A 20,352-nucleotide genomic window follows, 5' to 3' on the forward strand; every position below is an offset into this window, starting at 1 on the left:
TGTGCAATGGTGACCGGACGGGACACGAAGTGCAAGCCGGACGTGCTTGCGGCAGAAGGCTTTTCTCTCCACCTTATTGCTTATGGTGGTGCGCAGACCCCGAAAGACCGACCCGAAGGTTCCCGATATCCCGGCCGAGATCGCGGATTGGTTCGCCGGGCGCGGCTGGCGTGTGCGCCGTCACCAGCAGGAAATGCTGGTAGCCTCCGACCGGGGCAAGCACGCGCTGCTGGTGGCCGATACCGGCGCGGGCAAGACGCTGGCGGGCTTTCTGCCGACGCTGGCCGATTTCTGCCCTTCCCGCCGGGAGGGCGCGGACATGCCGGAGGGGTTGCACACGCTCTACGTCTCGCCGCTGAAGGCGCTGGCGCATGACGTGCAGCGCAACTTGCTCACCCCGGTCGAGGAGATGGGCCTGCCGATCCGGATCGAGACGCGCAGCGGCGACACCCCATCGGACCGCAAGGCCCGCCAGCGCGCCCGCCCGCCGCATGTCCTGCTGACGACGCCCGAATCGCTCTCGCTCCTGCTGACCTATCCCGAAGCGCCGGCGCTGTTCGCCAACCTGAAGCGCGTGGTGATCGACGAAATCCACGCCTTCGCCACCGGCAAGCGCGGCGACTTGCTGGCGCTGTCGCTGGCAAGGTTGCAGGCGCTCAGCCCCGGGCTGCAACGTGCCGGACTCTCGGCGACACTGGCCGACCCCGATGCCTTTCGCGGTTGGCTGGCGCCATGGGGCGATATCGACGCAGTGGAACTGGTGGAGGGCGAACCAGGTGCCGAACCCGAAGTCTCCATCCTGCTGCCGCAAGAGGAACGCATCCCCTGGAGCGGCCACGCGGCGACATGGGCGATCCCGCAACTGATCGACCAGATCAAGGCGCACCGCACCACGCTGATCTTCACCAACACCCGCTTCCTGGCCGAGTACATTTTCCAGGAACTCTGGGACGTGAATGAGGACAATCTGCCGATCGGCATCCACCATGGCTCGCTCTCCAAGGAGGCGCGGCGCAAGGTGGAGGGCGCGATGGCAGAGGGGCGGCTCAGGGCGCTCGTATGTACCGCCAGCCTCGACTTAGGTGTCGACTGGGGTGACATCGATCTGGTGGTGCAAATGGGCGCGCCCAAGGGATCCTCGCGCCTGCTCCAGCGCATCGGGCGCGCCAATCACCGGCTCGACCAGCCCAGCAAGGCCATGCTGGTGCCGGGCAACCGCTTCGAATTCCTGGAAGCTTTCGCCGCGCAGGAAGCCGTGCGCGAAGGCCAACGCGATGGCGAGGCATTTCGGCCCGGCGGGCTCGACGTGCTGGCCCAGCACGTGATGGGCACTGCCTGCGCCGGGCCGTTCCGCGAGGATGCGGTGCTGGCCGAAGTCCGCTCCTCCGCCGCCTATGCCTGGGTGGATGAGGTGATCTTTGCCCGCGTGCTCGATTTCGTGGCGACCGGTGGCTACGCGCTGCGCTCCTACGACCGCTTCCGCCGCATCGTGCGCGAAAAGGACGGGAAGGGCGGCTGGCAATGGCGGCTCACCCACCCCGAGCATGCGGCGCGGCACCGGCTCAATGCCGGGATCATCGTCGATGCCGAAATGCTGGAGGTCCGCTTCCGAAATGGCCGGTCGCTGGGCAAAGTGGAGGAAGGTTTCGGCGCCAGCCTGAAGCCGGGAGACACCTTCCGCTTCGCCGGGATGGATCTGGAAGTGGAGGCATTGCGCGAGTTGGAACTGATCGTGCGCGCGGCGAAGCGCTCGGCCACGATCCCCAGTTATATGGGCCAGCGCATGCCGATCTCCACGCATCTGGCCGAGCGGGTGCGGGCGATGCTCTGCGATCAGGCGGGCTGGGGGCGGTTTCCCGACGATGTGCGCGAATGGCTGGAAGTGCAGGACTGGCGTTCACACCTGCCGGCGCCGGGGCGGCTGCTGGTCGAAAGCTTTCCGCACCACGGCGCGGCATATACGACGTATTACACTTTTGAGGGCTGGCCCGCGAACCAGTCGCTGGGGATGCTGATCACCCGCCGCATGGAGGATCGCGGGTTGGGCCCGTTGGGCTTCGTCGCCACCGACTATGCGCTGGTGGTCTGGGGCTTGAAGCCGGTGGAGGACCCGGCGGCGCTGCTCTCGCCCGATATCCTGACGCACGAATTCGTCGACTGGGTGCAGCAATCCTATTTGCTGCGCCGGGCTTTCCGCGAAGTGGCGGTGATCTCGGGCCTGGTGGAGCGCCAGCAGCCGGGCACGCGCAAGTCGGGCCGGCAAGTCACTTTCTCCACCGACCTGATCTACGACGTCCTGCGCAAGTACGAACCCGATCATCTGCTGATCGAGGCGGCCTGGGCCGATGCCCGGGCGCGGATGACCGATGTGGCGCGCGTGGCCGACGTGCTCGATCGCGCGGCGCGCGAGGTGGACCATGTCCGGCTGGATCGGATCAGCCCGCTGTCGGTGCCGGCGCTGTCGATGATCGGCCGCGAATCGCTGCCCTCCGGCTCGGCGGACGAGGATCTGCTGGTGGAGGCTGAGAGCCTTGCCGCGCTGGCAATGCGGGTGGACCCGCCGGACGACGATGGCTGATCGCCCGGCGTGCACCTGCCCGCGTGTGGACGCGGGCTGCGTGTTCTATTGCTCGAAAGTCCGGAAGCGCTCGTTGTCCACGAAGCCGAAATTGGTGACGCCGGAGGCCTTGATCGTCTCAAGCACTTCGGCAGTCCGGGCATAGCCCGTATTGGCGTCGGGGCGGAAGCGCAGTTCGGGCTCCGTCGGCATGCGCGTCGTGCCATGGAGCAGTCCGGCGAGTTCGGCTTTGTCCACCCGGTCCCCATTCCAGCGGATCGTGCCATCGGCGTCGAGCGAGACGGTGTTCTGCAGCGGCTGCACCGGATGATCGGTGATGCCGGAGGGCAGGTCCACCTGGATCGAATTCGTGGCGACCGGGATGGTGATGACGAACATGATAAGCAGCACGAGCATGACGTCGATCAGCGGCGTGGTGTTGATCGTGCCGATCGGGGATTCGCGGGTAACGGCCTCTCCGGTGGTCATGGGGCAAGTCCTCTCTCTTGGGATCTCTTCCGCACTGCCGTGAAATCTAACCCGAATTCGGCGATGTGCCAAGGGCTTGCGCCTAGCCCCGCCCGCCGGCCCAGCACGCGGGCCGCAGGCAAAGAAAAAGGGGCGGATTTCTCCGCCCCTTCATTGATCCCCTAAAGGATCGGTCCGCTTGCCCGGCTTACTTGCCGAAGTCGCGGAACTGTTCGTTGCCGACGAAGCCGAACTTGGTCACGCTCGAAGCCTTGATGAGCTGGAGAACCTGAGCCGAGAGTTCATATCCGGCCTGCGGTTCCGGCTGGTACTGCAGTTCGGGCTCGACCTTGTAGGTCAGCGACTGCGCCAGCAGGTTCTGCAGGGTGCTCTGGTCGACCTGATTGCCGTTCCAGAGGATCTTCGAATCCGCGGTGAGCACGATCTTGTTCTTGATCGGGTCCACCGGCGGTGGGGTGTTCGTCGGAGGGGTTGCAACCGGCAGATCGATGTCGATCGAGTTGGTCGCAACCGGGATGGTGATGATGAACATGATGAGGAGAACGAGCATGACGTCGATCAACGGCGTCGTGTTCATTTCCATCATCGGCGCGCCATCGTCCTTGCCGCCTGACATTGCCATGGAATGTTACTCCTTCTCGACCGTCAGCCGTTGGGGTCAACCGGGTTGGAGATGAACCCAACCGTCGGATAGCCCGCAATCTGGACGTTGTAGATCGCGCCGGCCACGCAACGCCACGGGGCGTTCACGTCACCGCGGATGTGGACCTGCGGGACCAGATCCGGGTTGTCCCTAAGGGCTTCCGGACCGCCTGCACGCTTCACGATAGCATCGAGACGCTTGAAGGCCTGGTCGTAGAGTTCCTGCGAGGTAACCGGCGTGATGTTGTTGAAGTAGACGCGGCATTCACCGTTGCGCGACGCGCCCTGGTAGCCGGGTTCACCCGCACTGCGACCCGAGTCGTCGGTGGTCGTGACAGTCAGGAGGAGGTTCTCCACCTTGTCCTTCGATTCTTCCGACTTGATGACCGGGATCTTCAGCTTTTCGATCGTCTGGATCGCGACCGGAACCGCGATCAGGAAGATGATCAGAAGCACCAGCATGACGTCGACGAGCGGCGTCGTGTTGATGTCGGACATCGGTGTTTCGGCACCGCCTCCGCCCGAGGATATCGCCATAGTCTTATCCTATTCCTTGCGTTGCCCTGGGGAGGCGGCCGATGCGGTTGGCACCGCCGCCTGGGTTCCCCATGGACGCACCGCCGAAAGGCAGCGCGTCCCGTGCTGCTTACGGCTTGGCCGGAGCAGCAGCCGGCTTGGCCGGAGCAGCGGCGGGCTTCGCCGGGGCAGCAGCAACGGCGGGCTTCACAGCGCCCTTCGAGTTGATGTTGGCCAGCAGATCGCTCGAGAAGCCGGTCAGCAGTTCGGCGATGCGCTTGTTGCGGCTCTGGAGGTAGTTGTAGGCGAGAACGGCGGGAACGGCGACGATCAGGCCGAGCGCGGTCATGATCAGCGATTCACCGACGGGGCCGGCAACCTTGTCGATCGAAGCCGAACCGGCGATGCCGATGGCGATCAGGGCGCGGTAGATGCCGACGACGGTACCGAACAGACCGATGAACGGTGCGGTCGCGCCGACGGTGGCGAGGAACGGCAGGCCCTGGGCCAGACGCGAGTTGATCGAGGCTTCCGAACGGGCGAGCGAAGCGTGCATCCAGTCGTGGGCTTCGAGCGAGTCGGTCATCTTCGAGTGCTGGTCTTCAGCGGCGATGCCGTCGTCGACGAGCTGGCGCCATGCGCTGTTCTTTTCCAGCTTGGCAGCGCCTTCGCGAAGGGTCGGAGCCTTCCAGAACTGGGTGCGAACGGCACCGAACTGGCGCATGATCTTGGCCTGCTCGAACCACTTGGTGAACAGGATGTAGAACGAGCCGAACGACATGATGCCCATGATGATCACGGTGGCGTACGAAATGAAACCACCGGCCTGGAGAGCTTCCACGAAGCCGAACTTGTTCTGCGGCGCGGCTTCGCCAGCGGCGGCAAGGATGTCAACGATAAGCATGCGATTTACCTCTCAAGAAGAATGCAGGATGTGGCCAGATCCATCGATCGGGTTCCGGCCAGACCGTAGAATTAGTTGAGCCTGTAGACGATTGCCGTAGCGGCACTGCCCGCAATCGGATTGCCGGCATCGTCAAGCGCGGGGTTGTAGCGCGCATAACGGGTCATGCCGTCGCAAGCCGCAGCATCGAGATCGGGGCTGCCGCTCGAGCTGGTGACGGAGCAAGACGTGACCTTGCCGTCCGGACCGATCGAGACGCGTACGCCGACGCGGCCTTCACGCTCTTCACGAGCGGCCTTGGGCGGGTAGCTGTCCTGAATGCGGGCAGCCCAACTGTTCTGATTCTTTGCAGTTGCGCCACGCGCCTTCGACTGAGCCGGGGGAGCCGGGGGAGCCGGAGGTGCGGCCGGGGGAGCCGGAACCGGAACCGCGGGAATCGGAACCGGCGGCGGCGTGGTGACCGTGGTCACCGGCGGCGGAGCCGGTGCGATATTGATAGGCGGCGGCGGTGCCACGATCGGCGGCGGCGGCGTATCCTGCTTGGGAGGCGGCGGCGGCGGCTCTTCCTCCTTCGGTTTCTCTTCCTTGATGTCGACTGTGGTCACTTTCTTCATGACCTGCTTCACCGCTGAGTAGGCCAGCCCCGTGACGAGTGCATAGCCTACAAAGACGTGGATCAGCGCGACAATGACAAGCGCGGTAATCTTGTTACCGCTCATTTGCTGGTCAGCGTAAGCCATTCAAACGCATCACTCCATTACCAAGCCCTGGACCCAACCCGGGTGCGGACAAGCCCAAAGGCGCCCATGGCCCATTCCCCGGGGGGAAAGGTCCATGACGAAACTCTAAATTACCCACCCTGACGGCTGTCAGTCTGCCTATCCGTAAACGATGAAACGGGTTGGCGAACCGTGAGGCATTTTCGTTTTTTTGCCCCATTTTGCCGATTTCATTAGCGACACCGTTGCCCCTGTGCAACGCCTTATCGGCAATCGCATCGTTAACACTTGATTCAGGGGTGTTAAGTTCCAAGCAGACGGGGGCGATTTGTACTGCCTGGCGCGAGGCGCTAAGGCTTCGCCCCGCATTTCCCGGAGAGTATTGACGATGTCTGCGAATCTGCCCCGCCTGGCCCTGAAACTGGCGTGCGTTGCCTTGGCCGCACAGGCGCTTCCGGCCCATGCGCAGGCAGGGCAGGGCAATGCCGCCGCGCAGGTGGGAGCGCTGCGCGAGGCCACGTTTGCCGACCTTGCCGCGCTGTCCGAATCGGCGGGAATCGTGGTGCGGGCAACGATCCGCAAGATGGCCCGTGTGGAGGACGAGCGCGCGCCGGGGCTGACCCCCGGCATGGGCCGTTTCTATGTAAATGCCGAAACGCGCGCGCTGCTCACCGGTTCTGCACCGATCGGGCAATCGTTTGCCTATCTCGTGGACCTTCCGCTCGATGCCAAGGGCAAGCCGCCGGCGCTGAAGAAGGTGGACGTGCTGCTGTTCGCCCGTCCCGTTGCGGGACGCCCAGGTGAGCTGCAACTGGTGACGCCGACCGCCCAGCAGCTCTGGAGCGAACCTGCCGAGGCACGGCTGCGGGGCATCCTGAAGGCGCTGGTCGCGCCCAATGCCCCGGCGCGAATCACCGGCGTACGCGAACTGCTCTACGTGCCCGGCAACCTCGCCGGACAGGGCGAGACGCAGATTTTCCTTTCCACCCATGATGGCTCGGCCGCCTCGATCACGGTCGTTCACCAGCCCGGTGCCGCGCCGGCCTGGGGGGTGTCATTCTCCGAGCTGATCGCCGAAGTCGGTCATCCGCCCCAGCCCGAAACGCTGGAATGGTATCGCCTGGCCTGCTTCCTGCCCGCGAATCCGCCGGCACGCGCGAATGTTTCGGAGGGGATGGATGCCATGCGCCAGGCCGCGGCGGACTATCGGATGGTGTTGAACCAGCTGGGGCCCTGCACCCACAATCTCGGCGGGCGCTGAGCGTTCGTTTATTAAGCTGTCTCGGCGCGAAGGTACTGGAATTTCCCGGTGGGCTCGCTTAGGGCGCGCTCGCGAAAGGGAACTCCATGGTTGAACCGCTGAATATTGCGCTAGCCGGTCTCGGCACGGTCGGGGCGGGCGTCGTCCGTCTTATCGAGACCAATGCCGAACTGATTGCCCGGCGCGCGCGCCGCCCCATCCGCATCGCCGCCGTCAGCGCGCGCGATCGCACCAAGGATCGCGGGGTCGACCTTTCCCGGTACGACTGGGTGGACGATACCGCAGCCCTGGCCGCCCGGCCCGATGTGGACGTGGTGGTGGAGATGGTCGGCGGTTCGGACGGTCCGGCATTGGCACTGGCGAGGAACTCCATTGCGCAGGGCAAGGGACTGGTTACCGCCAACAAGGCGATGATCGCGCACCACGGCCTTGAGCTGGCCTCCGCCGCCGAAGCAGCCGGCGTCGCGCTGAAGTTCGAGGCCGCCGTCGCGGGAGGCATCCCGGTCATCAAGGGGCTGAGCGAAGGCGCTGCCGCCAATGCCATAGAGCGCGTCTACGGCATCCTGAACGGCACCTGCAATTACATACTCTCCACCATGGAGGACACGGGCCGCGATTTCGGCGACGTTCTCGCCGAAGCGCAGCGCATGGGCTATGCCGAGGCCGATCCCACCTTCGATATCGAGGGGATCGACGCGGGGCACAAGCTTTCGATCCTGGCCGCCATCGCCTTCGGTTCGCGGCTTCGCTTCGATGCGGTGGAGACCACCGGCATCTCGCGCGTGAAGGCGGCGGATATCGAGCAGGCCCGCTCCTTGGGTTATGTGATCCGCCTGATCGGTATGAGCGAGATCGACCGTACTGGCGGCAGTGCGCGCCTGTTCCAGCGCGTGCATCCGCACCTGGTGCCGTTCGACCATCCGCTCGCCCATGTCGATGGCGCGACCAACGCTGTGGTGGCTGAGGGCAATTTCATGGGCCGTCTGCTGTTCCAGGGCGCCGGCGCCGGTGACGGCCCGACCGCGAGCGCGGTGGTTGCCGATATCATCGACATTGCGCGCGGCGAAAAGGGCGCGGCGTTCTCCATGCCGGCGGGCGAGTTGGAAGCGATGGAGCCGGCCGCGACCGGCCACCGTCGCAGCCGCAGCTATATTCGCTTCACCGTGCCGGACCGTCCGGGCGTGTTGGCCGACATCACCGCCGCCATGCGCGATGCGGGGGTCTCGATCGCCAGCATGATTCAGAAGGGCGATGCGGGCGAAGAGGGCGAGGTGATCCTGGCCATCGTCACCCACGAAGGGCCCGAATCGGCGGTGCGCGAAGCGGTGCGCGTTCTTGAAGGCTCCGACAGCCTGACCGCCGCGCCGCTGGTGATGCAGATCATCGAACGGTAATAGCAGCCTTTGTCCGACCTTAGGGTCGGGCAAAACGGGCATCTGCCTATTTTGAGCGGCACCGGCCCACGCCCCACCCGACCTCCCATCAGGATATGCTTGCGGGAGGTCCGGTAGGGGTGTGGGCGGAGCCGCAAGCCTTCGACGGATGTCGAAGGCGCGCCCGACAAACTAGAGCAGTTGATCCGATTGCATCGGATCAACTGCTCTAAGATTTTGGTTTGCCGCGTTTTCCGAGTCATCAGGTGATTCCACCTGATTAGAAAACGCTCTAGTGCGCTCGCAGTTCACCCTTGGCGACAAGATCGGCTTCCGATCCGGCCGGCGCCTGGGGGATCTGCGAAAGGTCGATGATCAGCGGTTGCGCGGGCGGGCAGGGCGGCACGAAGCAGCCGCGTGCCGCGGTGACGCCCCCGATGTTCTTTTCGAAATTGGGTGGATGCAGGCGCCCGTCATTGGTGCCGGCCTTGCCGGTGGGATCGCTGTCGGCAGAGGATTCCACGCGGAACTGATCCTGGTCCGGCGCGCAGACGACGATTTCGCCCGGACGGCCCTGCCGCACGCAGGCGCGGTGCGAGGTATCGGGCACGACCCGGCCGCCGCCGGACATCATTTTCTCTGCCACCGCGCGGTCCGCGTCGGATACGGAACTGCCCGCCTGGGCGGCGGTGGATGCGGTGGTCTTGGTGCTTGAAGCATCCTGCGCGATGGCGGCAACAGGCGCGGCTAATGGATAGAAGGTCGCGATTGCAAATAGGGCGCGCCATGTCCTCGACAATTGGTATTCCTCTGTCTAAGCCCCCGTCCCGAACCTTATTCCCTCCACGCCTTAATGCGGAGTGATCATGCCCGAAGCAAGTAAAGTCCTCGATCGCGTCCTCGTTCTCGAGATGGTCCGCGTAACCGAGGCAGCGGCCATCGCGGCATCCGAACTGGTCGGCCGTGGGGACGAGAAGGCGGCGGACCATGCGGCGGTCGAGGCGATGCGCAAGGCGTTCGACACCCTGTACATGGACGGCACCGTCGTGATCGGCGAGGGTGAGCGCGACGAGGCGCCGATGCTGTTCATCGGCGAGAAGGTGGGCGGCGCCCCCGGTCGCGGCCCGAAGATCGACATCGCGCTCGATCCGCTGGAAGGCACCACCATCACCGCAAAGGCCGGCCCCAATGCGCTGGCCGTGCTGGCGGCAGCGGAAGAAGGCGGCCTGCTGAACGCGCCCGACGTCTACATGGAAAAGCTGGCCGTCGGCCCCGGCTATCCCGAAGACATCATCGACCTGACCAAGAGCCCGACCGAAAACGTCAACGCGGTGGCGGCGGCCAAGGGCGTGAAGCCCGAAGAGATCATCGTTTGCGTGCTGGACCGCCCGCGCCATGCCGAACTGATCGCCGAACTGCGCGGCATCGGCTGCGGTGTCGTGCTGATCGGCGATGGCGATGTGGCCGGCGTGATCGCGGTGACCGACGAGCACACCACGATCGACATGTACATGGGTTCGGGCGGCGCGCCGGAAGGCGTGCTGGCGGCGGCGGCACTGCGCTGCGTCGGCGGCCAGATCCAGGGCCGCCTGCTGTTCCGCAACGAAGACGAGCGCGCCCGCGCCCGCAAGTGGGGCATCCAGGACCTCGACAAGATCTACAAGCTGCGCGACCTGGCCAAGGGCGACTGCATCTTCGCGGCGACGGGCGTGACCGACGGGTCGCTGCTTTCGGGCGTGAAGCGTCTGAAGGGCGGCAAGATGACGACCGAGAGCGTGGTGATGCGCGCCAGCTCCGGCACCGTCCGCTGGATCAAGGGCGAACACCGCGTTCGCGGCTGAGGTTTCGTCCGGGGCAACGCCCACACGAAAAATCAAGAGCTTGAATAGAGAAAGGCCGGTGCGGAGACCACTCCACACCGGCCTTTTCGCGTTCGAGTCACCGTGACGGGCTGACGCTTTCTGTTGCAATCCGATGACTCATGAGTAGAGGCGGGCGCGTTCAGCCACCCATCACCACCAGCCGTCTCGGGGATTCGCCATGAAGATCATGTCCGGCAACAGCAACCTTCCGCTCGCGCGGGCCATCGCAGCCTATCTTGAGCTGCCGCTGACGGACGCGGCGGTGCGCCGCTTCGCCGACGAGGAAATCTTCGTCGAAATCCACGAGAACGTGCGCGGTGAGGACGTCTTCGTCGTGCAGCCGACCAGCTATCCGGTGAACGACAACCTGATGGAGCTGCTGATCGGCATCGACGCGCTGCGCCGTGCTTCGGCCAAGCGCATCACCGCTGTGATCCCCTACTTCGGCTATGCCCGCCAGGACCGTAAGCCCGGTCCGCGCACGCCGATCTCGGCCAAGCTGGTCGCCAACCTGCTGACCGAGGCCGGCGCCGACCGCGTCCTCTCGGTCGACCTGCACGCCGGCCAGATCCAGGGCTTCTTCGACATTCCGACCGACAACCTGTTCGCGGCGCCGGTCATGGCTGCCGACATCCAGGCCCGTTACGGCGACCAGTCGCTGATGGTGGTTTCGCCCGACGTGGGCGGCGTGGTCCGCGCCCGCTCGCTCGCCAAGCGTCTCGACAATGCGCCGCTGGCCATCGTCGACAAGCGCCGCGACAAGCCCGGCCAGTCGGAAGTGATGAACATCATCGGCGATGTGAAGGGCCGTGCCTGCATCCTGATCGACGATATCATCGATTCGGGCGGCACCCTGTGCAACGCCGCGCAGGCGCTGATGGACGAGGGCGCCACCAGCGTCACCGCCTACATCACCCACGGCGTGCTTTCGGGCGCGGCGGTTTCGCGTGTCACCAATTCGGCGCTGAAGGAACTGGTGATTACCGATTCGATCCAGGCGACCGAGGCGGCCAAGGCTTCGGACAAGATCCGCATCCTGACCATCGCCCCGCTGATCGGCGAAGCAATCCGCCGCATTGCGGACGAAAGCTCGGTCTCCAGCCTGTTCGACTGAGGCTGACGGGCGCAAGCCCACGGGAATTGGAAAGGGCCGGGGCCGCAAGGCGCCCGGCCTTTTTCGTTCAGGCCCCGTGATTCAGGCTCCCCGATTCAGGCCGTCATTCCCAGGGGCGGATCTGCCCGGGCACCAGCCGGTTGAGCGCTTCCAGCCGCCGGGCTTGCCGCGATTCCAGCGCCAGCGTCAGGATCGGCTGCGGCCGCTTCACGAACTGGCTGGGCGACATGCCGAACAACTCGGTGAATTCGTGGATCAGGTGGCTTTCGTCGTAATAGCGCAGCGCGATCTCGTCCGCCTCGTCGCTGTCGGCCACGCCGCGTAGATAGCTGGCCATGTCCAGGGCGCGGGCGCGGCGCAGCACTTGCTTGGGCGGCATTCCGAAATCCCGGTTGACCACGCGTTCCAGCGTGCGCCGGTCCACGCCGCATTCGCGCGCCGCCTCGCTCACCGTCATCGACGGGTCGCGGTAGGAGATCGCTTCGAAGCGCGCGGTCACCGGGTCGGGCGGCGGGCAGGCCATCTGCTCTATCCGGTTGCGGAAGGCCTGTTCCAGCTGCTGCAGCCATTCTTCCATCGGCGCGCCGGGTTCGAGCAGGGCCATGAACCGTTCGGACGGCATGCCCACGGCATTGGTGCTGATCAGCCGGTCCACGAAGTCGCCCACCCGCGGGCCCTGCATCGCCGTGCAGGCGCCGGGGCGCAGTGCCACGCCCACGCTGGTGAAGCTGCCGGTAACGGACACGGGCATGCGGCGCGACTGGGGGCCGAAGAACAGCGCAGCATTGCAAAGCCGTCGGCTGCCGTCGGCCGTCTCCGCCGTCCAGCGCCCTTCGGTCTGGATGCGCAGCATAGCCGTGTCGTTGAACAGCCCGCACGACAGCGTGTAGTCCGCCGGCGCCGATACCCGCGTTACATACACCCGGGCGATCCACGGCGCGATGTCTGCGGCCGGCGCACGGTTGTAGGAAAGCGGTTGCCCGTCCCTCGTATATCCCTGTTCCGGCGCGATCGCCGGATCGACGGCCGGGAGTTTCCTTCGCAGCATGCCCCTACTCTTGCAGAAGATATGCCCCCCGCTACGGGAATAGGATGGCCGGAAACTTCCCGCAATGTGAGAAAAACACATAAGGGTTCCGGGCATATGCAATATTCTGCCAGCCTTGGGAATTTTCGGGGGGTGCTTGACCTTGCCGGGCCCGAACAGGCAGGAGGTCCGCCATGAAACTCGATCAGGACATCGCTCTCGCCCTGCGACTCGCCGATGCGGCGGGCGAGGCGATCCGGCCGCACTTCCGTTCCGGCCTGGTGGCCGAGCGCAAGTCCGATGCCTCCCCCGTCACCATCGCGGACCAGGCGGCGGAGGAAGCCATGCGGCGCATCCTCAAGGCCGAAGTCCCGCGCGACGGGATCATCGGCGAGGAGTACGGGACAGAGGAAGGCACCTCGCGCCGGACCTGGGTGCTCGATCCGATCGACGGCACCGTCTCCTTCATCGCCGGGCGTCCGATCTTCGGCACGCTGATCGCGCTGCTGGTCGATGGCTGGCCGGTGCTGGGCGTGATAGACCAGCCGATCCTGCGCGAACGCTGGGTGGGCGCCAGCGGCATGGCGACGACGTTCAACGGCAAGGAAGTGCGCACGCGCCCTTGCCGCGAACTGTCGGAAGCGATGCTGGCGACCACCGGCCCGCAGTACTTCGACGATCACGAGGGCGAGCATTTCATGTCGCTGGCGTCCAAGACCGACCACAAGCGCATGATGATGGGTGGCGATTGCTATAACTACGGCCTGCTTGCCTCCGGCCAGATCGACCTCGTGTGCGAGGCGGGCCTGAAGCTGCACGACTGGGCGGCGCTGGTGCCGATCGTCGAAGGCGCGGGCGGTACGATGTGCGACTGGAATGGAGAGCCGCTCCATATCGATTCCGAAGGCCATATCCTTGCGATCGGCGATCCGGCACGACTGGAGGACGTGGTCGAGGCGATGGCCTGCGATCACTGACAGACGGCCGGTGCGCCGGGTCAGCCTGTTCGTTTACGGCACGCTCCAGCCCCACGCGGGAACGCGGATGGGGCAGTGGATCGCGGATCGCCTTGAAAGCGCCGAACCGGCACGGGTGCCGGGGCGTATCCGGGCGGTGAAGGGCGGCAATGGGTGGTTTCCGGCGCTGGTCTCCCCGCGCTCCGGCGCGCGGGTTCAGGGCACGCTTTGCCGGTTGGTGCTGCGTCCCGGTGAGCTTGCCAAGCTGGACCGCTATGAAGGGCGCGAATATCGCCGCGTCAGCCTGCCGGTGCGCACTGCCTCTGGCCGCAGCGCGCGGGCGCAAGTCTATTGCTGGCGCGTGGCCCTGCCCGATGCGGCGCTGGTGATCCGCGACGGCAACTATCTCGGCTGGCTGGAACGGACGGGGCGGCAGGCTTTTACCACTCTGCGCAATGGCGCGTGAGGAGGCGGCGATGACGGAAGCAATGAGGACGGGCAAGGTGGCAATCGTGACCGGCGGCGGTGCGGGTATCGGACGCGGGCTGGCGACGCATTTCGCGGCGCTGGGCTGGCGGGTCGCCGCGCTGGACCTTGATGGGGAGGCGCTGGACGAACTGGCGGGCCTGCTGCCGGCGGATCGTTTCCTGCCGATCACCTGCGATGTCGGCAGTGAACCGGCGGTGCAGGCGGCTTTCGCCCGGATCGGGGAATGGACCGATGCCGTCCACCTGCTGGTCAACAATGCCGGAATCGCCAATCCGAACGCTGGGCCGTTGGAGGACCTGACGCTGGAATCCTGGCAGCGCTGGATCGATTCCAGCCTTACCTCTGCATTCCTCTGCACGAAGGAGGCGCTGGGCCTGCTGCGCGCCGCGGCGCCGGCCAGTGTGGTGCACATCGCCTCGACCCGGGCCTTGCAGTCAGAGCCGGACTCCTATGCCTATGCCGCATCGAAGGGCGGGCTCTGCGCGCTCACTCATGCGATGGCAATCGGGTTGGGGCCGGAGATACGCGTCAACGCAGTGCTGCCGGGCTGGATCGAGACCGGGCCATGGCAAAAGGCGGCCAAGCGTCGTGAAGTGCACCATTCGGACGCGGATCGTGCCCAGCATCCGGTCGGCCGTATTGGCGTGGTTGAGGATATTGCCGCCACGGTCGAATGGCTGGCGGGCGAGGGCGGCGGCTTCGTTACGGGGCAGCAGATCGTCGTCGATGGCGGGATGACCCGCAAGATGATCTATGTTTGATTTCGGGCTGGTGCCGCAAGGTGCAGGCGGATGCCTGCACCGTACCAGGCAAAGACTCTCCTCCCCCTTGCGTTCCCGCCATTCTCCCACTAAAGGCGCGCCCTTCAATCGACACGGTTGAGTCTTGAATAAAGAGATTCGCGCGTCCGCCTGGCGAAAAGGGCTGCCATGGCTGACCGGACGTGTCCCTGTGAAAGGAGACGAAAATGCCCAAGCTGAAGACCAAGAGCGGTGTGAAGAAGCGCTTCAAGCTCACCGCCACCGGCAAGGTGAAGCACGGCGTTGCCGGCAAGCGCCACCGCCTGATGAGCCATAACGGCAAGTACATCCGCCAGAATCGCGGCACCGAAGTCATTTCCGACGCCGATGCCAAGACGATCAAAAAGTGGGCGCCCTACGGGCTCAACTGAGGAGTACTGACCGATGAGCCGTATCAAGAGGGGTGTTACCACCCGCGCCAAGCATAAGCGTATTCTGGAACAGGCCAAGGGTTACCGCGGCCGTCGCAAGAACACGATCCGCGTTGCCCGTCAGGCCGTCGAAAAGGCCGGCCAGTACGCGTACCGCGACCGCAAGATCAAGAAGCGGACCTTCCGCGCTCTGTGGATCCAGCGTATCAACGCTGCCGTCCGCGCCGAGGGCCTGACCTACTCGCAGTTCATGCACGGCGTTAAGCTCGCCGGCATCGAACTCGATCGCAAGTCGATGGCCGATCTCGCCATGAACGAGGGTTCGGTGTTCACCGCCGTGATCGCTCAGGCGAAGGCCGCGCTGCCGGCGTAAGCCACAGCGCCGGTGCTTTTGGGCACCGGAACTCGCGATCAGCGAAACCGATACGGGGCGTGAGTGTTGCGACACTCGCGCCCTTTGTCGTTTCGTTTCGGAATTGTTTCATTTTGGATCATTTCGGCCGAATTGTTTTGCGCGCCCGCCGAAGTGCCAGTACTCTTTACTGGGGGCGTGGCGGCGCCACGGAGACAAGAAACAGGGAATGACAGCCAGGCGGGTAATCATCCAGTACTGCCCTGTCCCTTCGGGGCTCGAACGCTACGTATCGACCCTGTTCTATTGCGATGTAGGCATCGGTGAGGGTGAACGTCTGCACGATGTTCTCTGCCCGGACTGGGCGACGTTCCGGTTCCACTACGGTGCGCCCATCCGTGCATCGATGCGAACGGGCAGCCAGTTGGAAGGGTGCCGCTTTTCGGTCGGTGGCCCGCGTTCGCAGGAAGTGCGCTTCTCGATGGGCCCGGCCCGGCAGTGGGGTTTCCGCCTCAGCCCGCTGGGATGGGCAGCGCTGACCGAGGTTCCCGCTGATCGTTATGCCGACAGGATGGTCGATGGCGATCTGGACGACGCGTTCGCCCGCTTCCGGCCGCTCCACGATCTGCTGGCAGAAGATGCGCTGTCGCCCGGCGACCAGTTCGAACGCCTGGTGACGTTTCTTTCGGCGGTAGAGCCCCGTCCGGTGGCCCATGAAGGGCTGATCGGCGCGATTGGCCGTGCGCTGATCGATCCCGAACTGCGCGCAGTGGCCGATCTCGCCGCCGCCGTCGATGCCCATCCGCGCATGGTGGAGCGCGTCTGCCGCGCCACCTTCGGTTTCCCGCCCAAGCTTTTGCTGCGGCGCCAGCGCTTTCTGCGCAGCGTGGAGCAGTTCACGTTGATGCCCGCGCTGAAATGGATCGGCGCCATGGATGAAGCCTATCATGACCAGGCCCAGTTCGTGCGGGACTTCCGCGCCTTCATGGGCATGACCCCGCGCGAATACGCCGCGCTGGACAAGCCGCTGACCGAACCGCTGCTGCGCGAACGCGCGCGTCTGGCCCGTCAGGCCAATGCCCTGCGGCTGGCGGCGGGATGATGGCGACTATTTGAAAATCCGCAGCAGGCGGATTTTTGCGGCACCGGCCCTCTCCCCCTACCGACGATAGTACCCTGTGGGAGGTCGGTTGGGAGAGAGGGCTGGCGCCACACTCGAAAATGCCGATCCGGGCATTCCCGAAACACACTCTCAACCATCGCGCGCCGTTGCGATTCTTGCCCGCGCGCCCTAAGGACCGCGCTTCCAGATATCAGCAACAGTCAGGCAGACACCAGTGGACTACGCAGCAACCGGCCAGGAGGCGCTTTCGCGGATTGCGGAAGCATCCGATCTCGATACGCTGGAGGCGCTGCGTGTCGAGTTTCTGGGCAAGCAGGGTTCGATCTCCGGCCTGCTGAAGACGCTGGGCAAGCTCGATCCCGAAGAGCGCAAGGTCGAAGGGCCGAAGATCCATACTCTGCGCGAAAGCGTGAGCGACGCGCTCACCGCCCGCAAGGACGCGTTGGAGACGGCGGCGCTGAACGCCCGCCTCGCCGCCGAGACGATCGACCTGTCACTGCCCGCACCCGAAGCGCCGCGCGGCACCGTTCACCCGATCTCGCAAGTGATGGACGAGATTGCCGAGATCTTCGCCGACCTTGGTTTCTCCGTCGCCACCGGGCCGGAGATCGAGGACGACTGGCACAACTTCACCGCACTCAACATGCCGGAAAGCCACCCGGCGCGCGCGATGCACGATACGTTCTACTTCCCGGACCGCGACGCCCAAAACCGCGAGATGCTGCTGCGCACGCACACTTCGCCGGTGCAGATGCGCACGATGCTCGCGACTGTTAAGGAAAGTCCTGGGGGCGCGCCGCTGCGCATCATCGCGCCGGGCCGCGTCTACCGTTCGGACAGCGACGCCACCCACACGCCGATGTTCCATCAGGTCGAAGGCCTGGTGATCGACAAGGACGTCCACCTCGGCCACCTCAAGTGGACGCTGGAAACCTTCCTGAAGGCATTCTTCGAGCGTGAGGATATCGTCCTGCGCCTGCGCCCCAGCTACTTCCCCTTCACCGAACCCTCGGTGGAAGCGGATATCGGCTTCACCTTGATCGACGGCAAGCGCGTGATCGGCGGCGATCCGTCGAAGGGCGAGGGCGGCTGGATGGAAGTGCTCGGCTCGGGCATGGTCAACCGCCGCGTCATCGAATTCGCCGGGCTCGATCCGAACGAATGGCAGGGTTTTGCCTTCGGCATCGGCATCGATCGCCTTGCCATGCTGAAGTACGGCATGGACGACCTGCGCGCCTTCTTCGACGGCGATGTGCGCTGGCTCTCCCACTACGGTTTCTCCGCCCTCGACGTGCCGACCCTTTCGGGCGGCGTTGGCACTCCGGCTTGAGCGCGGGAAGGATTTAGAAAATGAAGTTCTCGCTTTCCTGGCTCAAGCAGTACCTTGAGACCGACGCCTCGCTTGAGGATATCGCGCTGAAGCTCAACGCCATCGGGCTTGAGGTTGAAGGCATCGAAGACCCCGCCGCCAAGCTGGCCGGCTTCCGCGTGGCCAAGGTGCTGACGGCGGACAAGCATCCGCAGGCGGACAAGCTGCAGGTCCTGACCGTCGATACGGGTGAGGGCGTGCTCCAGGTGGTCTGCGGCGCACCCAATGCGCGTGCGGGCCTTGTCGGCGTGCTGGGCCTGCCCGGTGCCACGGTGCCTGCCAATGGCATGGTGCTGAGGGTCGCGGCCGTGCGCGGCGTCGAATCGAACGGCATGATGTGCTCCACGCGTGAGCTGGAACTGGGCGAAGACCACGACGGCATCATCGAACTGCCCGAGGACGCGCCGGTCGGCACGCCTTTCGCGGACTACCACGGCGCCGATCCGGTGATCGAGGTGGCGATCACCCCGAACCGTCCGGACTGCATGGGCGTCTACGGCATCGCGCGCGACCTCGCCGCCGTCGGCATCGGCACGCTGAAGCCGATCGAAGTGCTGGACATTCCCGGCAGCTTCCCCTGCCCAGTGGAAGTGCGCACCGACGATGCAGAGGGTTGCCCGGCGTTCTATGGCCGCGTGATCAAGGGTGTGAAGAACGGCCCTTCGCCGCAGTGGCTGCAGGATCGCCTGAAGGCGGCAGGCCAGCGCCCGATCTCGGCGCTGGTGGATGCCACCAACTACCTGATGCTGGCCTATGGCCGCCCGGCGCATGCCTATGACCTTGCCAAGCTGAACGGCGCGGTCGTCGCGCGCCGTGCGACGGACGGCGAGACGGTCGTCGCGCTGAACGAGAAGACCTACACGCTCGACGCAGAGATGACTGTGATCGCCGACGATTCGGGCGTGCACGATATTGCCGGCATCATGGGCGGCGAGCATTCGGGCTGCGGTGACGAAACCACCGACGTCCTGCTCGAAATCGCCTACTTCGATCCCGAACGCATCGCCAAGACCGGCCGCAAGCTCAACCTTACCTCGGATGCACGCAGCCGTTTCGAGCGCGGGATCGATCCGAACTTCCTCGACACCGGCCTCGACCACCTGACCAAGTTGATCCAGACGCTCTGCGGCGGTGAAGCTTCGCAGGCGGTGCGCAGCGGCGCGGCCCCGGCGACGCCGAAGATCGTCCACTTCGATCCGGCGCTGACCGAAAAGCTGGGCGGCGTGGCGATCGAGCCCGGCGAGCAGCAGCGCATTCTGGAGAGCCTGGGCTTCTCGGTCGTCGCGCAGGAAGCCGGTTTCGATAAGGCTTGGGCGGTCACCGTTCCCGGCTGGCGTCCGGACGTCGACGGCGCGCCCGACATCGTCGAGGAAGTGGTCCGCATCAACGGTCTCGACAAGGTGACCAGTGTCGCCCTGCCGCGCGCCGATGGCGTTGCCCGTCCGACGGCCACGCCGACACAGGCGCTGGAACGCCGCGTTCGCCGCGCCGCTGCCGCGCGTGGTCTGCACGAGGCGGTTACCTGGTCGTTCCTGCCCACTCCCGAGGCGGATGCTTTTGCGGACGGCAACGACCTGTGGTCGCTTGCGAACCCGATCAGCGAGGACATGAAGGTGATGCGGCCTTCGCTGCTGCCGGGCCTGCTGATGGCGGCCAAGCGCAACCTCGATCGCGGTGCTTCGTCGCTGCGCCTGTTCGAACTCGGCCGTCGCTATCTGCGCGGCGCGGGCGGTGCGAGCGACGAGCGTCTGGCGCTCGGCTTCGTGCTGGCGGGTGAGAAGGTCTCGCGCGGCTGGGCAACGGGCAAGGCGACCGCGTTCGACGCCTACGACGCCAAGGCCGAAGTCACCGCGCTGCTGGCCGAGGCCGGTGCTCCGGTCGAGAAGCTGCAAGTGATGGGCGAGGCTGGCCCGCAGTTCCACCCCGGCCAGTCGGCCACGCTGCGCCTTGGGCCCAAGAACGTGCTGGCGCGCTTCGGCATGCTGCACCCCACGGTCGCCAAGCAGTTCGACATCGAAGGCCCGGTGGCCGTGGCCGAGATCTATCTCGACGCGATCCCCGGCAAGAAGGGCGCCGCCACTTTCGCCCGCACCCGCTATGCGCCCCCGGCGCTTCAGGCGGTGACGCGCGACTATGCGTTCCTGGTTCCGGCCGAGCTTCCGGCAGGCGACCTCGTCCGCATGGTGGCGGGCGCGGACAAGGCGAACATCGTCTCCGCCCGCCTGTTCGACGACTTCCGCGGCCAGGGCGTGCCTGAAGGCCAGAAGTCGCTCGCGCTCGAAGTCACACTCCAGCCGCTTGAAAAGAGCTACAAGGAGGAAGACCTCAAGGCGATCAGCGACAAGGTGACCGCCGCCGCCGCCAAGCTCGGAGCCGTGCTTCGCGGTTAAAAGGGCGGCTGAAGAGGCTGCTGAGGAAAAAGGGAAGA

General features: G+C 65.4%; 20 protein-coding genes. 13 read left to right on the plus strand and 7 right to left on the minus strand.

Annotation, left to right across the window (positions count from 1 at the left end):
• Nucleotides 1-82 precede the first annotated feature (82 nt).
• Nucleotides 83-2,578: a ligase-associated DNA damage response DEXH box helicase gene (locus WBP07_RS16735; RefSeq protein ID WP_395392738.1), complete on the plus strand. Its 2,496-nt coding sequence runs from the start codon at nucleotides 83-85 to the stop codon at nucleotides 2,576-2,578.
• Nucleotides 2,579-2,623: 45 nt separating this feature from the next.
• On the opposite strand, the gene WBP07_RS16740 is transcribed toward WBP07_RS16735, so the two are convergent.
• From WBP07_RS16740 to WBP07_RS16760, 5 genes are all read right to left on the minus strand, one after another.
• Nucleotides 2,624-3,046 (minus strand): ExbD/TolR family protein, encoded by a 423-nt coding sequence (locus WBP07_RS16740; RefSeq protein WP_395392740.1) that lies wholly within the window; start codon nucleotides 3,044-3,046, stop codon nucleotides 2,624-2,626.
• A 187-nt stretch (nucleotides 3,047-3,233) separates the two neighbouring features.
• Nucleotides 3,234-3,668, minus strand: coding sequence for an ExbD/TolR family protein (locus tag WBP07_RS16745; RefSeq protein WP_395392741.1), 435 nt, complete (start codon nucleotides 3,666-3,668; stop codon nucleotides 3,234-3,236).
• 23 nt (nucleotides 3,669-3,691) lie between these two features.
• A complete protein-coding gene (locus tag WBP07_RS16750) occupies nucleotides 3,692-4,225 on the minus strand; it encodes an ExbD/TolR family protein (RefSeq protein ID WP_395392742.1) in 534 nt (177 codons plus the stop codon).
• A gap of 109 nt (nucleotides 4,226-4,334) precedes the next feature.
• Nucleotides 4,335-5,108, minus strand: a complete 774-nt coding sequence (locus WBP07_RS16755) for a MotA/TolQ/ExbB proton channel family protein (RefSeq protein ID WP_395392743.1) — start codon at nucleotides 5,106-5,108, stop codon at nucleotides 4,335-4,337.
• Between the two features lie 71 nt (nucleotides 5,109-5,179).
• Nucleotides 5,180-5,848, minus strand: coding sequence for a TonB family protein (locus WBP07_RS16760; RefSeq protein WP_395392744.1), 669 nt, complete (start codon nucleotides 5,846-5,848; stop codon nucleotides 5,180-5,182).
• 367 nt (nucleotides 5,849-6,215) lie between these two features.
• Between WBP07_RS16760 and WBP07_RS16765 the strand changes: the two genes are divergently transcribed.
• Together WBP07_RS16765 and WBP07_RS16770 are read left to right on the plus strand one after the other, a co-directional pair.
• Nucleotides 6,216-7,088, plus strand: a complete 873-nt coding sequence (locus tag WBP07_RS16765) for a hypothetical protein (protein ID WP_395392745.1) — start codon at nucleotides 6,216-6,218, stop codon at nucleotides 7,086-7,088.
• Between the two features lie 86 nt (nucleotides 7,089-7,174).
• Nucleotides 7,175-8,482 carry a homoserine dehydrogenase gene (locus tag WBP07_RS16770; RefSeq protein ID WP_395392746.1) on the plus strand — a complete coding sequence of 436 codons (1,308 nt, stop codon included), beginning with the start codon at nucleotides 7,175-7,177 and terminating at the stop codon, nucleotides 8,480-8,482.
• Nucleotides 8,483-8,753: 271 nt separating this feature from the next.
• Here the strand turns inward: WBP07_RS16770 and WBP07_RS16775 are convergent, their stop codons facing one another.
• On the minus strand, nucleotides 8,754-9,260 hold the full coding sequence (locus tag WBP07_RS16775) for a hypothetical protein (protein WP_395392747.1): 507 nt from the start codon (nucleotides 9,258-9,260) through the stop codon (nucleotides 8,754-8,756).
• A 67-nt stretch (nucleotides 9,261-9,327) separates the two neighbouring features.
• Here WBP07_RS16775 and glpX point away from each other — a divergent pair, with 67 nt between their 5' ends.
• Together glpX and WBP07_RS16785 are read left to right on the plus strand one after the other, a co-directional pair.
• A complete protein-coding gene (gene glpX / locus WBP07_RS16780; RefSeq protein ID WP_395392748.1) occupies nucleotides 9,328-10,302 on the plus strand; it encodes a class II fructose-bisphosphatase in 975 nt (324 codons plus the stop codon).
• A 199-nt stretch (nucleotides 10,303-10,501) separates the two neighbouring features.
• The gene (locus WBP07_RS16785) at nucleotides 10,502-11,437 is read left to right on the plus strand and encodes a ribose-phosphate pyrophosphokinase (RefSeq protein ID WP_395392749.1); all 936 of its coding nucleotides are present in this window, start codon (nucleotides 10,502-10,504) and stop codon (nucleotides 11,435-11,437) included.
• Between the two features lie 103 nt (nucleotides 11,438-11,540).
• Here WBP07_RS16785 and WBP07_RS16790 read toward each other — a convergent pair whose 3' ends face one another.
• Nucleotides 11,541-12,485 (minus strand): helix-turn-helix domain-containing protein, encoded by a 945-nt coding sequence (locus WBP07_RS16790; protein WP_395392750.1) that lies wholly within the window; start codon nucleotides 12,483-12,485, stop codon nucleotides 11,541-11,543.
• Nucleotides 12,486-12,658: 173 nt separating this feature from the next.
• Here WBP07_RS16790 and hisN point away from each other — a divergent pair, with 173 nt between their 5' ends.
• From hisN to pheT, 8 genes are all read left to right on the plus strand, one after another.
• The gene (gene hisN, locus WBP07_RS16795; RefSeq protein ID WP_395392751.1) at nucleotides 12,659-13,441 is read left to right on the plus strand and encodes a histidinol-phosphatase; all 783 of its coding nucleotides are present in this window, start codon (nucleotides 12,659-12,661) and stop codon (nucleotides 13,439-13,441) included.
• Nucleotides 13,442-13,451: 10 nt separating this feature from the next.
• The gene (locus tag WBP07_RS16800) at nucleotides 13,452-13,886 is read left to right on the plus strand and encodes a gamma-glutamylcyclotransferase family protein (protein ID WP_395392752.1); all 435 of its coding nucleotides are present in this window, start codon (nucleotides 13,452-13,454) and stop codon (nucleotides 13,884-13,886) included.
• A gap of 10 nt (nucleotides 13,887-13,896) precedes the next feature.
• A complete protein-coding gene (locus tag WBP07_RS16805; protein WP_395392753.1) occupies nucleotides 13,897-14,670 on the plus strand; it encodes an SDR family oxidoreductase in 774 nt (257 codons plus the stop codon).
• A 206-nt stretch (nucleotides 14,671-14,876) separates the two neighbouring features.
• Nucleotides 14,877-15,080 (plus strand): 50S ribosomal protein L35, encoded by a 204-nt coding sequence (gene rpmI, locus WBP07_RS16810; RefSeq protein WP_021232722.1) that lies wholly within the window; start codon nucleotides 14,877-14,879, stop codon nucleotides 15,078-15,080.
• A gap of 13 nt (nucleotides 15,081-15,093) precedes the next feature.
• Nucleotides 15,094-15,453: a 50S ribosomal protein L20 gene (gene rplT / locus WBP07_RS16815; protein ID WP_395392754.1), complete on the plus strand. Its 360-nt coding sequence runs from the start codon at nucleotides 15,094-15,096 to the stop codon at nucleotides 15,451-15,453.
• 208 nt (nucleotides 15,454-15,661) lie between these two features.
• Nucleotides 15,662-16,534: a helix-turn-helix domain-containing protein gene (locus tag WBP07_RS16820; protein ID WP_395392755.1), complete on the plus strand. Its 873-nt coding sequence runs from the start codon at nucleotides 15,662-15,664 to the stop codon at nucleotides 16,532-16,534.
• 235 nt (nucleotides 16,535-16,769) lie between these two features.
• Complete coding sequence (pheS, locus tag WBP07_RS16825) at nucleotides 16,770-17,885, plus strand: phenylalanine--tRNA ligase subunit alpha (protein WP_395392756.1); 1,116 nt, start codon at nucleotides 16,770-16,772, stop codon at nucleotides 17,883-17,885.
• Between the two features lie 20 nt (nucleotides 17,886-17,905).
• The gene (pheT, locus tag WBP07_RS16830) at nucleotides 17,906-20,314 is read left to right on the plus strand and encodes a phenylalanine--tRNA ligase subunit beta (RefSeq protein ID WP_395392757.1); all 2,409 of its coding nucleotides are present in this window, start codon (nucleotides 17,906-17,908) and stop codon (nucleotides 20,312-20,314) included.
• Nucleotides 20,315-20,352: the final 38 nt, after the last annotated feature.

Source organism: Novosphingobium oxfordense (assembly GCF_044029435.1).
Lineage (GTDB): Bacteria > Pseudomonadota > Alphaproteobacteria > Sphingomonadales > Sphingomonadaceae > Novosphingobium.

Coding starts and splice junctions, on each gene's coding strand:
- hisN (WP_395392751.1), top strand. CDS start 12,659: ATGAAACTCGATCAGGACATCGCTCTCGCCCTGCGACTCGCCGATGCG.
- WBP07_RS16745 (WP_395392741.1), bottom strand. CDS start 3,668: ATGGCAATGTCAGGCGGCAAGGACGATGGCGCGCCGATGATGGAAATG.
- rpmI (WP_021232722.1), top strand. CDS start 14,877: ATGCCCAAGCTGAAGACCAAGAGCGGTGTGAAGAAGCGCTTCAAGCTC.
- WBP07_RS16785 (WP_395392749.1), top strand. CDS start 10,502: ATGAAGATCATGTCCGGCAACAGCAACCTTCCGCTCGCGCGGGCCATC.
- WBP07_RS16770 (WP_395392746.1), top strand. CDS start 7,175: ATGGTTGAACCGCTGAATATTGCGCTAGCCGGTCTCGGCACGGTCGGG.
- WBP07_RS16740 (WP_395392740.1), bottom strand. CDS start 3,046: ATGACCACCGGAGAGGCCGTTACCCGCGAATCCCCGATCGGCACGATC.
- WBP07_RS16765 (WP_395392745.1), top strand. CDS start 6,216: ATGTCTGCGAATCTGCCCCGCCTGGCCCTGAAACTGGCGTGCGTTGCC.
- WBP07_RS16750 (WP_395392742.1), bottom strand. CDS start 4,225: ATGGCGATATCCTCGGGCGGAGGCGGTGCCGAAACACCGATGTCCGAC.
- WBP07_RS16805 (WP_395392753.1), top strand. CDS start 13,897: ATGACGGAAGCAATGAGGACGGGCAAGGTGGCAATCGTGACCGGCGGC.
- WBP07_RS16735 (WP_395392738.1), top strand. CDS start 83: ATGGTGGTGCGCAGACCCCGAAAGACCGACCCGAAGGTTCCCGATATC.
- WBP07_RS16790 (WP_395392750.1), bottom strand. CDS start 12,485: ATGCTGCGAAGGAAACTCCCGGCCGTCGATCCGGCGATCGCGCCGGAA.
- pheT (WP_395392757.1), top strand. CDS start 17,906: ATGAAGTTCTCGCTTTCCTGGCTCAAGCAGTACCTTGAGACCGACGCC.
- WBP07_RS16760 (WP_395392744.1), bottom strand. CDS start 5,848: ATGGCTTACGCTGACCAGCAAATGAGCGGTAACAAGATTACCGCGCTT.
- WBP07_RS16755 (WP_395392743.1), bottom strand. CDS start 5,108: ATGCTTATCGTTGACATCCTTGCCGCCGCTGGCGAAGCCGCGCCGCAG.
- glpX (WP_395392748.1), top strand. CDS start 9,328: ATGCCCGAAGCAAGTAAAGTCCTCGATCGCGTCCTCGTTCTCGAGATG.
- rplT (WP_395392754.1), top strand. CDS start 15,094: ATGAGCCGTATCAAGAGGGGTGTTACCACCCGCGCCAAGCATAAGCGT.
- WBP07_RS16820 (WP_395392755.1), top strand. CDS start 15,662: ATGACAGCCAGGCGGGTAATCATCCAGTACTGCCCTGTCCCTTCGGGG.